Consider the following 11,163-nt stretch of genomic DNA (forward strand, 5'->3'; position numbering starts at 1 on the left):
GGGGGCGGGGAACCGGGGCGACGGGCCCGGTCAGGCGTCGATGATGACGGGGATGATCAGCGGCCTGCGACGGTGCGTGCGGAAGGCCCAGTTGGCCACGGCGCGCGCGACGAGCTGTTCGAGCTGGTGGGCGTCGCCGACGCCTTCCTGTGCGGCGGTGGCCAGCGTCTTCTCGATGACGGGGATGACCGGCTCGAAGGTGGTGTCGTCGTGGACGAAGCCGCGGGCCAGGAAGTCGGGGGCCTCGGCGAGGGCGCCGGTGTCGGCGTCGACGATGGCCACGACCGTGATGACGCCCTCCTGGGCGAGGGTGACCCGGTCCTTGAGGGACGCCTCGGTCGCGCCGCCGACTTCCATGCCGTCCACGTAGACGTTTCCGGCGGGCACCTTGCCGGTGATGGAGGCGCGGCCGTCGACGAGGTCGACGACGACACCGTCCTCCGCGATGACGACCCGGTCGGGGTCGACGCCGGTGCGGATGGCGAGATCGGCGTTGGCCCGCAGATGGCGGAACTCGCCGTGGACGGGCATGACGTTGCGGGGTCGGACGATGTTGTAGCAGTAGACGAGTTCACCGGCGCTGGCGTGGCCGGAGACGTGCACCTTGGCGTTGCCCTTGTGGACGACGTTGGCGCCCCACCGGGTCAGGCCGTTGATCACCCGATAGATGGCGTTCTCGTTGCCGGGGATGAGGGAGCTGGCGAGCAGGACGGTGTCGCCCTTGCCGATGCGGATCGCGTGGTCGCGGTTTGCCATCCGCGACAGGGCGGCCATCGGTTCGCCCTGGGAGCCCGTGCACACCAGGGTGATCCGGTGGTCCGGCAGCTTCTCCAGTTCCTTGGCGTTCACGACCAGGCCGGACGGAACCTTGAGGTAGCCGAGGTCGCGGGCGATGCCCATGTTGCGGACCATGGAGCGGCCCACGAAGGCCACCTTGCGGCCGTGCTGGTGGGCGGCGTCCAGGACCTGCTGGATGCGGTGCACATGGCTGGCGAAACTGGAGACGATGACCCGGCGTGGCGCGGTGCGAATGACCTGTTCGATCGCGGGGTTCAGTTCGCGTTCGGAGGTGGTGAAGCCCGGGACCTCGGCGTTGGTGGAGTCGGTGAGGAACAGGTCCACACCCTCCTCACCGAGGCGGGCGAAGGCGCGCAGGTCGGTGATCCGGTCGTCCAGGGGGAACTGGTCCATCTTGAAGTCGCCGGTGTGCAGCACCAGGCCGGCTCGGGTCCGCAACGCCACCGCGAGCCCGTCCGGGATGGAGTGGTTGACCGCTACGAACTCACACTCGAACGGGCCGAAGCTGCGCCGATCGCCCTCGCGCACCCGCACCGTGCGGGGCCTGATGCCGTGCTCCTTGAGCTTGGCCTCAAGGAACGCGAGGGTGAGCTTCGAGCCGACGACCGGGATGTCCCTCCGCTCCCGCAGCAAATAGGGCACGCCCCCGATGTGGTCCTCGTGGCCGTGGGTGAGCACGACGGCCACGATGTCGTCCAGGCGGTCCCGGATCGAGGTGAAGTCGGGCAGAATCACGTCCACCCCGGGCTGGTTCTCCTCCGGGAACAGCACACCGCAGTCCACGATCAACAGCTTGCCGGCATGCTCGAAGACGGTCATGTTGCGACCGATCTCGCCGAGGCCGCCCAAGGCGGTCACCCTCAGCCCGCCTTCGGGCAGCGGCGGGGCGGTCTTGAGTTCTGGATGCGGATGGCTCATAACCTCACGTTACCGAAGAGTCTGCCGGTGGGACGCACCGCCTGCACGGTCCCGGGACCGTGCGCCGCGCGGTGGCCGGTGCGACCGGTGACGAGGAGGTCGAATCCCGGCCTGGAAACGGGAACACCACGCTTCCCGCGAAAGGTCCGCGCACGCGCCGAGTAGAGGGGCCGTCCCTTACCGCGGGCCGTTATCGACTTGAATTCAATTTCCGCCCGCGATGGCCGTCGACGGATACTGCCGCGTCTGAAACGGCGACGGTTGTGCAGGAAATCCGGGTCACCGGTCCGGACCAAGTAGCGCGGTCCGTGTCGTAGCCCAAGGCGACCGTACGGTCGGCCGTACGGATTCCGTCAGGCGTCGCGTTTTCAAGGGTTGCCTCCTTTCCGCCGACCGCGCTGATCGCTGCCGGTTTCCCGGCTTGTCGTGGTGACGGGAAACAGGAAACCCGTCGACCTCTCGGGACCCGGCGGCCAGTCTGATGCCGAGAGACCGAGCACGACCTGCGACCAGGCAGGACGACCGCAAGGGGGAAACATGCGCACGTTGTTCAGTGGGGCCGTCGCACTGGCCACCGCCGCCACGGCGATAGTGGCGCTGACCGGCACGGCCGAAGCCAAGCCGGCCGCCGACTGGGCCGGGTGCCCGGCCGGCGCCGTCTGTATCTACCCGCAGAACCAGGATCCCGCCCAGAGCCCGAGCAACATCTACTGGACCTACGGGCCCCACAACCTGAGCAACCAGGTCGGCTGGCACTGGGTCCTCAACAATCAGACCGGTGGCGCCTCGGCGGAACTGTGCCTGAACTACGGCGGCACGAACTGCAACTACACCATGGGGGCCCAGAACGGGGTGTGGGCCGACCTCTCGCCGGTCAACTCGATCAAGCTGAACCGGCCGTAAGGCCTTTCTCACGGGGGAACGTCCGGAATCGCGTCAGCGGTTCCGGACGTCCGTGTTTCCGCCATACCCCCGCGCCGCGCCGGTGAAAGGCTTGATCGGTCGTCACATTCCCGCAGTACTCTGGATGTCGGCCGTTTCACGGCTCATGCGCGCGACACCGGGGGATGTGGTGGGGGAGCAGCAGCACACCGGCGACCGATGTGAACCGCGGCCGATCGACGGAACCGTTCCGGACTTCCCCGCCCAGCTGAGACGACTCCGCCGACAGCGCGGGCTCTCGCTGGCCGACATGGCCCGGGAGACGCACTACAGCAAGGGCTACCTCAGCAAGATCGAGACGGGTGCGAAGCGAGCCACCGTCGACGTCGCGCGGCGTTGCGACCAGATCCTGCGGGCCGAGGGCGGGCTGCTGCGGCTGCTGCTGACGAAGAACGCCGAAGACGCCGGAGGAACCGAAGGAACGGACGGGCCCGACGCAACGGACAAGCCCGATGGAACGGCGAACCCGGAGAACCCGGACGACACGCAGGCCGGGCGGGGCGACGCCGCCGTGCCCGGGCGGACGGAGTTCGACGGTGTCTGCCCCTACCGGGGGCTGTCGGCGTTCACCGCGCAGGACGCCGGATGGTTCTTCGGACGTGAGCGCGCCACCGCCGCCCTGGTCGAGAGGGTCTTCGAACGGATCGGCAGCGGGCCCCTGATGGTCGTGGCCCCTTCGGGCGCCGGCAAGTCGTCCCTGCTCAACGCCGGCCTCGTACCGGCCTTCCGGAACCCCGGCGGCTTCCCCATGCCGGGCGCCGAGCGATGGCCGGTGGTGGCGTTCACGCCCACCGCGCATCCACTGGAAGAACTCCTGACCGGCTTCGCGAAGGCGCTCGACGGTGATCTCGGCGTCACCGTACGGCAGTTACGGGACCGGCCCGAGGCCCTGTTGGACGCGGTGCGGCGCACGGCGGACGACAGCGCCTGCGCTGGCGGGGACAGACGGCCGCCGCCGGTGCGTCCGGTGCTCCTCGTCGACCAGTTCGAGGAACTGTTCACGCTCTGCTCCGACGAGGAGGAACGACGTGCCTTCGTCCGGGCGCTGTGCGCCGTGTCGACGTCCCGCCGACCGTCGGATCGGGCGGACGGGTCCGACCGCGATCCAGCCGTGGTGGTCCTGGGCGTACGGGCCGACCTGTCCGGAAGGTGCATCGAACTCCCCGAGCTGGCACCGGTGTTCACCGACGGGCTGTTCGTGCTGCCCCCGATGTCCGTCGCCGGGCTGCGGGAGGCGATCACCCGTCCCGCCGACCTCGCCGGACTCACCCTGGAGCCGGGCCTCGTCCCTCTGCTGCTGCGCGACGCCGGCCTGCGCGACGCACCGGAAGGACCGCCCGGCGACGGATCGGACGTCGGGCGAGCCCTGCCGGACGCCACCCCGTCCGGTGCCCTCCCCCCGGACGTCACTCCGTCCGGTGCGCTGCCGCTGATCTCCCACGCGCTGCTGACCACCTGGCAGCGGCGCGAGGGCGACACCCTGACCGTCGCCGGGTACGAGCGCACCGGCGGGATCCGCGGGGCGGTCGCACGGACCGCCGAGGACGTGTTCGCGGGCCTGTACCCGGCCGAGCAGCAGACCATCCGCAGGATTCTGGTGCGCCTGGTCCACCTCGCGGACGGCACCGGACCGGCCCGGTGCCGGATGAGCCGGGCCGCGCTGATGGAGCGGCCGGACGACACCGACGACGCCACGGCCGCCCTGGACGCCTTCGTCCGGGCCCGACTGATCACGGCCGACCGGGACACGGTCGAGATCGCCCACGAGGCCCTGCTGCACGCCTGGCCACGGCTGCGCGGCTGGATCGACGCCGACCGGAACGGACTGCTGATCCACCAGCAACTCGCCCACGCCGCCGACGAGTGGGAGCGCGAGGGCGGCGATCCGTCCGCCCTCTACCGTGGCACCCGGCTGGACACCGTCCGGGCGTGGGCCGAGGAACTGGACGGCCGCAGCCGGCTCAGCGCGCAGGAGGAGGCGTTCCTGCGCGCGAGCCGGGCCGAGGAGGCCGATCGGCGGCGGCAGGCCCGGCGGCAGGTCCGACGCCGGCAGGGCACGCTGGCCACGCTGGTCGTGCTGCTGACCCTCGCCGTCGCCGCCGGAGCCCTGGCGTACCAGCAGCGCTCGGACGCGCTGCGTCAGGAGCGGGTCGCCCGTTCCCGGGCACTCGCCGCGCAGTCCGCCTCCCTGGCCGCCGGCCAGCCCGAGGCTTCGATGCGCCTCGCCGGGGAGGCCTACCGCTCCCAGGCGACGCCCGAGGCGCGCGGCGCCCTGCTGAGCACGCAGGCGCAGCCCTTCTCGGCCCGGCTCGGTGGGCACCGCGGGCCGGTCAACTCGGTGGCGTTCGCGCCCGACGGGCGCACGCTGGCGACGGCCAGCTCGGACGGCACGGTGACGCTGCGACGGCTCGCGGACCGCCGTACGACCGCCACGTTCAAGATGTCCGGGCGGGTACGGTCGGTCGCCTTCAGCGCCGACGGCCGTACGCTCGCGGCGGGTGCCACGGACGCGCCGGTGCAGCTGTGGGGCGCGGCCGACCATCGTACGAAGGTCGTGCTGCCGGCGGGCACCGAGGGCGCCCGGGCCGTGGCCTTCGACCCCCGGGGCGGCACGCTGGCCGTCGCGGCGGGCGATGGCACGGTCCAGCTGTGGGACGTGGACCGAAGGCGCCGCGTCGCGTCCTTCACCGGTCACGTCGGGCAGGTCGACGCGCTGGCGTACGCCCCGGACGGCCGGACGCTCGCGTCGGCCGGCGCCGACCGGACCGTCCGGCTGTGGGACACGGTGCGCGACCGGTCGTCGGGCGTGCTGGAGGGGCACACCGACGAGGTGTACGGCGTGGCGTTCGCGCCGGACGGCCGGACCCTGGCCAGCGGAGGAGCCGACCGGACCGTCCGGCTGTGGGACCTGGCACGGCACCGGACGACCTCGGTCCTGACCGGGCACAGCGACGACGTCAACGCGGTCGCCTACACCCCGGACGGCGCCACGGTCGCCAGCGCGGGAGGGGACGGCACGACCCGTCTGTGGGACGTGCGCAGCGGGATGCAGACGCTGACGCTCAGCGGTCACACCGACTACACGATGGGCGTGGCCGTGAACTCCGACGGGACCATGCTCGCCACCGCCGGGTTCGACCAGTCGGTGGTGCTGTGGGACCTGGGCGGGCCGGTGCTGACGGCCCGCCCGTACACCGAGATCTGGCAGTCCGCCTACAGCCCCGACGGCAGGCTGCTGGCGACCGCCGACACCGATCACACGGTGCGGTTGTGGGACGTGGCGCGGCACCGGGCCGTCGCGACGCTGCGGGGGCATCGGTCGGCCGTGTTCTCGGTGGCGTTCGCACCCGACGGGCGGACGCTGGCCTCGGCCGGCTCCGACGGCACGGTCCGGTTGTGGGACGTCGCCGCCCACCGCCTCCTCGCCACGCTCGCCGGGCATCACGGGGACGTGTTCTCGGCGGCGTTCTCCCCGGACGGCGCGCTGCTGGCATCGGCGGGCGCCGACCGTACGGTGCGGCTGTGGGACGTGGCCACCCGCCGCCTCGTGGCCACGCTCACCGGCCACTCGGACTTCGTCAACGACGTCGCCTTCAGCCCCGACGGGCGCACCCTCGCGAGCGCGGGTGACGACCTGACCGTACGGCTGTGGGACGTGGCGGCCCGCAGACCGCTGGCCACGCTCACCGGGCACACGGGCGCGGTACGGGGAGTGGCCTTCGGCCCGGACGGCCGGGCGCTGGCGAGCAGCGGCAACGACGGGACTGTACGGCTGTGGGATGTCCGCCGCGAACGTCCCATGGCGGTGTTGCGGGGCCACACCGGCTCGGTCCGCGGTATCGCGTTCTCCCCCGACGGCCGCTTGCTGGCCAGCAGCGGCAGTGACCGTACGGTGCGGCTGTGGGACGTGGCCGAGCGGCGGCCGTGGGCCACGCTGACCGGCCACACCAACGCGGTGTGGGGCACCGTGTTCGCCCCGGACGGGCGGACGGTGGCCAGCAGCAGCAACGACGGGACCGTACGGCTGTGGAACCTGGACGTGTCGGCCCGGTTCGCCGCGATCTGCCGACTGCGACCGCGGCTGTCCGCGGCGGGTGCCTCGTCGTGCTCACACCTCTGACCGCGACCACGGCAGCCGACCACCTCGAACCGCACCACCGGCCCGAGGCCGAACGGCAGCACGCGCTCCTGCACGACCGCGCCTCGTACACAGCCTTCGGGCCGCGACCGACTGTGTACGGGCGTGAGCGGCCCAGCCTCCTGGTACGAACGTCGATCAGCTCGCGTGCCGGCTCAGAGAGCGGTGCCCGTCTCCTCGGCCAACGCCTTCAGGAGGCGGTCCTGGAACGCCTCGTCGTGGACGGCGCGGTGCGGCTCGAGGCGCTCACGGTGGTACCAGTAGCCGCCGGTGGTCAGGGCCTGGGGTTCGTCGCTGGAGGCGAGCCACTCCTGCGTCCGATGACCCATCTCCAGATCGTCCGGTGCGCCCGGTCCGCCCATCTTCGTCGGCACCCAGCCCGGATCGACCGCGTTGCTCAGAACCTCTGGGCGCAGGCGAGCCACCGCAGCGGCGAGCGTGGTGACGAACAGCTTGCTGTCGGAGTACGAGCCCGCGCTCCCGCCCCGCCAGTCGACCCCGCCGAGCGAGGGGCTGCCATCGAAATGCGAGCCGCTGCTCAGGTACACCAGTCGGCCGGGCCCGCGGAGCAGGGCCGTGAGCAGGTACGGCGCGATGATGTTGACCGGCATGACCGCCGGTCCGCTCCAGACGCCGGCGTTGTGGATGACCGCGTCGAGCGGTCCCGCCTCGTTCAGCTCCGCGGCGACGTGCCGTACGGCGTCACGCTCCGTGAAGTCGCCGACCACGAGGTGTGCCCCACGGTCGACCAGCGCGTCGAGGCCGGCCGCGCGCTCCCGGTTGCGGGCGTGCACCACCACGTCGTGTCCCGCGGACAGCAGCGAATCGGCCGCGGCCCGTCCAAGGCCGTCCGCGGAACCGGTCACCAGGATCCGACTCACGATCACACCTCCCGTCTCTTTCCCCTCATGGTCGCCCGTCCGGGCCCCGTCAGGCATCAGGGATCTCCGGAACGAAGCCGACCTGCGGGGTCAGCCGCCGATCTGGTGGGGTTGGGCGGTCACTGAAGGTCCCTTCGGTGGTCCACTCAGTGGCTGCGGGTGCGGGGGCGGTTGTACTGCTCGTCGGTGACCGGCTCGTTCCAGATGACTTCCTCGCCGCCGTCGCGCCTGACCTCCCACAGGGCGATGTGCTCCATGAAGCGGTCGGGGGTGGCACCGTGCCAGTGCTCCTCGTCCGGCGGGCAGGAGACGGTCTGGCCGGGGCGGGCCTCGAAGACGGTGCCGTCGCGGGTGCCGATCAGGGCGACGCCGGAGACGACGTGCAGGGTCTGGCCCAGCGCGTGCACGTGCCAGTGGGTACGGGCGCCGGGGGAGAAGCGGACCATGTTGGCGTACATACGGGACGGCTCCTGGCCCGCGTAGAGCTGGTCGAACCAGACGTCGCCGGTGAACCAGTCCGCGGGCGCCTTGTTGGTGGCCTGCTGCTTCACGAATTCCATGGTGTCTCTCTCCGATGGCGCGGGGTCGTGGGGTGAGGGTCGGCATCGGCATCGGCATCGGCGAGGTTGGTCGGGCTGCCGAGCTGCTGCCCGTTCATCGGCTCCCAGGCCGCGTCCGGCGCCGACATCCAGGAAAACGCGGCTCAATGAGTTGAGGAAGGGTCTGTCATTACAGGTACTGACAGGACCCCCCTTGCATACGCCGTCCGATCCAACCTGGAAATGGCCAAGGCTCGCCGGGGGCGGTAAGGCGTCGCGAGGGCCCGCAGTCGGCCGAAGTGGGTCTGATCTACTGATCCCGCGATCCACTGCTCCACTGATCCTGCGAACCACTGATCCAGCGAACCAGCGAAAGGACTCGATCAGGGTGTCGAGCGTGTCTGAGACGGGCAACTTCGTGAGCAACCCGGTGATCCCCGGTTTCCACCCCGATCCGAGCGTCTGCCGGGTGGGCGCGGACTACTACGTGGCGTGCTCCAGCTTCGAGTACTTCCCCGGCGTGCCCGTCTTCCACAGCCGGGACCTGGTGCACTGGACCCAGATCGGCAACGCGCTGGACCGGCCGAGCCAACTGGACCTGCCCCGTGACTCGCCCTCCTCGGGAGGGATATACGCGCCGACACTGCGGCACCACGACGGCCGGTTCTGGCTGATCGTCACGAACGTGAGCGGGGACGGCAATCTGCTGTTCTCGGCCACCGACCCGGCCGGCCCCTGGTCCGACCCGGTCAGGCTGCCCGGCGTCCCCGGCATCGATCCCGACCTGGCGTGGGACGACGACGGCAATTGCTGGTGCACCGTCGCCGGTGTGGGACAGGTCCGCATCGATCCCCACACCGGGGAGACGTTCGGTCCGCCGCGCCGGATCTGGTCCGGTACCCCCGGTGCCAAGGCCCCGGAAGCACCGCACCTGTACCGGATCGGCGAGTACTGGTACCTGCTCATCGCCGAGGGCGGCACCGAGCGGTGCCACGGCGTCTCGATCGCCCGTGGTCCCTCGCCCACCGGCCCGTTCGAGCCGTGCCCGGACAACCCGATCCTGAGCCACCGCGGTACCGAACACCCCATCCAGAACACCGGCCACGGGGACCTGGTCCAGGGGCCCGACGGATCGTGGTGGATGGTGCTGCTCGGAGTTCGGCCAGGAGGCGGCACCCCTGGTTGGCACGTCCTCGGCCGGGAGACCTTCCTGGCACCGGTGGACTGGGTCGACGGCTGGCCGGTCGTCGGCGAACTGGCGACCGACCTGCCCGCGCCCCCCTGGCCGCTCCAGCCCCACGCGCCCGTGCCGCGCAGGGAGGACTTCGACCTCGGCGAGCTGGCGCCGCGCTGGATCTCACCGCGTCGGCGTCTCCCGGAGGACTGCACCACGAAGGAACGGCCCGGCTGGCTGACGCTGCGCGCCCGCGGCGGATCGCTCGACGATGCCGACGTGACCTTCGTCGGACGGCGTCAGCAACATCTGTCCTGCCGGGTGCGCGCCCTGGCGGACGCGGCGGAAGGACGCGGTGGCCTGGCGGTTCGCCTCGACGAACAGCACCACTACGACCTCGAGATGTCTTCGGGGGAGGTGCGAGTACGGGCTCGCATCGGTCCGTTGAGCACCGTCGTGGCATCGCGGCCGGCACCTCCCGGGCCCGTGATCCTGCGCATCGAGGTGGCCGCCGTGCGGGCCGTGCGCGACGCGCGTACCGGCCCCGACACCATCTCCCTCGGGATCGAGGAACCGGACGGCACGTTCGTCGAGCTGGCCTCGCTCGACGGCCGGTATCTCTCGACAGAGGTCGCCGGCGGCTTCACCGGCCGGGTCGTCGGCATGTACGCGGCGTCCGGCTCCGTGCACTTCGACTGGCTCGACTACGAGCCGAGCGACGACTGAGCCGGTCGCGGGGACCAGCGGGGTCCGGTCGGCGTGCGAGTGGCCGGCCGGCCCTCAGAGCGGTTCGTGGCTGGGGTCGGCGGGACGGCGCTGGCGACCGGAGCGTTCTGGGCGGTGGCCAACGTCGTCGCCGCCCGCATCGCCGGGCCCGCCGCGAGTTCCCGCGCTCTGGGCGTCGTGGGCTCGGGCGCCATGCTCGCCAACGTCGTTGGTGTGCCGCTGGGCGCGTTCGCAGGGCAGCTCGTCGGCTGGCGGGGTCCCTTCTGGGCGCTCGCGGCCCTCGCGGCGGCCTGCATCGCGCTGATCGCCCGGCACGTCCCGCACGACGGCCCGGACCGTCGGGCCGTGTCGATCCGGTCCGAGCTGACGGCTCTGCGCTCCGGCCGGCTCTGGCTGACGCTGGCGGCCTGTGCGACCACGACCGGCGGTGTGCTGTCGACGTACTCGTACATCTCGCCGCTGCTGACCGACCGGACCGGTCTTCCCTCGAGCCTCGTGCCGCTGGTGCTCGTCGGCTTCGGTGTCGGCGCGGTGGCGGGCTTCCTCGTCGGAGGACGTCTCGGGGACGTCCGCCCGTACGCGACGACGATCATGGCGGCGGCGGTGACCACGGTCCTGCTGCTGGCGATCTGCCTGCTGTCCGGCTTCACCGTGCCCACGATCGTGCTGGTCGCCCTGCTGGGCTTCTTCGGGCTCGGCGCCAACCCGGTGCTGATCTCCCTGGCGGTCCGCTTCGCGGGCCGGGCGCCCACTCTGGGCTCCGCCCTCACCGTCTCGGCGTTCAACCTCGGCACCGCCGCCGGTTCCTGGTGCGCGGGCCTCGCCCTGGACTCCTGCCTCGGCGCCACCGGCCCCGCCGTGGTCGGCGCCTCCATCGCCGCGCTGACGCTGATCCCCACGACCGCCATCGTCCTCACCCGGCGCCGCCACTCGACCAGCCCCGCGGTCTAGCTGTATTGATCACGAGCGTTGTTAACGCGGGCCGGTCTTGATCGTGGCGAAGGCCCCCGTGTGTGGTGGAGGTGTCGAATCTTCACCGCACGGAGG

Annotated in this window: 7 protein-coding genes; 4 read left to right on the top strand and 3 right to left on the bottom strand. The window is 71.6% G+C overall.

The window, feature by feature from the left end:
* Window positions 1–30: 30 nt before the first annotated feature.
* Window positions 31–1,716 (bottom strand): ribonuclease J, encoded by a 1,686-nt coding sequence (locus tag ACIRPU_RS35935; protein ID WP_403874929.1) that lies wholly within the window; start codon window positions 1,714–1,716, stop codon window positions 31–33.
* A gap of 537 nt (window positions 1,717–2,253) precedes the next feature.
* On the opposite strand from ACIRPU_RS35935, the gene ACIRPU_RS35940 reads away from it, so the two are divergent.
* Complete coding sequence (locus tag ACIRPU_RS35940; protein ID WP_403874931.1) at window positions 2,254–2,619, top strand: hypothetical protein; 366 nt, start codon at window positions 2,254–2,256, stop codon at window positions 2,617–2,619.
* Window positions 2,620–2,764: 145 nt separating this feature from the next.
* The gene (locus ACIRPU_RS35945) at window positions 2,765–6,778 is read left to right on the top strand and encodes a helix-turn-helix domain-containing protein (protein WP_403874933.1); all 4,014 of its coding nucleotides are present in this window, start codon (window positions 2,765–2,767) and stop codon (window positions 6,776–6,778) included.
* Window positions 6,779–6,951: 173 nt separating this feature from the next.
* Here the strand turns inward: ACIRPU_RS35945 and ACIRPU_RS35950 are convergent, their stop codons facing one another.
* Together ACIRPU_RS35950 and ACIRPU_RS35955 are read right to left on the bottom strand one after the other, a co-directional pair.
* Entirely contained in the window at window positions 6,952–7,677 is a 726-nt protein-coding gene (locus ACIRPU_RS35950) for an SDR family NAD(P)-dependent oxidoreductase (protein WP_403874935.1), read from the bottom strand.
* Between the two features lie 146 nt (window positions 7,678–7,823).
* On the bottom strand, window positions 7,824–8,237 hold the full coding sequence (locus ACIRPU_RS35955) for a cupin domain-containing protein (RefSeq protein WP_403874937.1): 414 nt from the start codon (window positions 8,235–8,237) through the stop codon (window positions 7,824–7,826).
* Between the two features lie 367 nt (window positions 8,238–8,604).
* Here ACIRPU_RS35955 and ACIRPU_RS35960 point away from each other — a divergent pair, with 367 nt between their 5' ends.
* Entirely contained in the window at window positions 8,605–10,116 is a 1,512-nt protein-coding gene (locus ACIRPU_RS35960; RefSeq protein ID WP_403874939.1) for a glycoside hydrolase family 43 protein, read from the top strand.
* A gap of 66 nt (window positions 10,117–10,182) precedes the next feature.
* The gene (locus tag ACIRPU_RS35965) at window positions 10,183–11,067 is read left to right on the top strand and encodes an MFS transporter (protein WP_403874941.1); all 885 of its coding nucleotides are present in this window, start codon (window positions 10,183–10,185) and stop codon (window positions 11,065–11,067) included.
* Window positions 11,068–11,163 lie beyond the last annotated feature (96 nt).

It is taken from the genome of Streptomyces sp. NPDC102259, assembly GCF_044766465.1.
Taxonomy (GTDB): domain Bacteria; phylum Actinomycetota; class Actinomycetes; order Streptomycetales; family Streptomycetaceae; genus Streptomyces.

What these genes read in the sequence shown, in the direction of transcription:
- ACIRPU_RS35940 (WP_403874931.1), top strand. Translation starts at nt 2,254, where the DNA reads ATGCGCACGTTGTTCAGTGGGGCCGTCGCACTGGCCACCGCCGCCACG.
- ACIRPU_RS35945 (WP_403874933.1), top strand. Translation starts at nt 2,765, where the DNA reads ATGCGCGCGACACCGGGGGATGTGGTGGGGGAGCAGCAGCACACCGGC.
- ACIRPU_RS35935 (WP_403874929.1), bottom strand. Translation starts at nt 1,716, where the DNA reads ATGAGCCATCCGCATCCAGAACTCAAGACCGCCCCGCCGCTGCCCGAA.
- ACIRPU_RS35955 (WP_403874937.1), bottom strand. Translation starts at nt 8,237, where the DNA reads ATGGAATTCGTGAAGCAGCAGGCCACCAACAAGGCGCCCGCGGACTGG.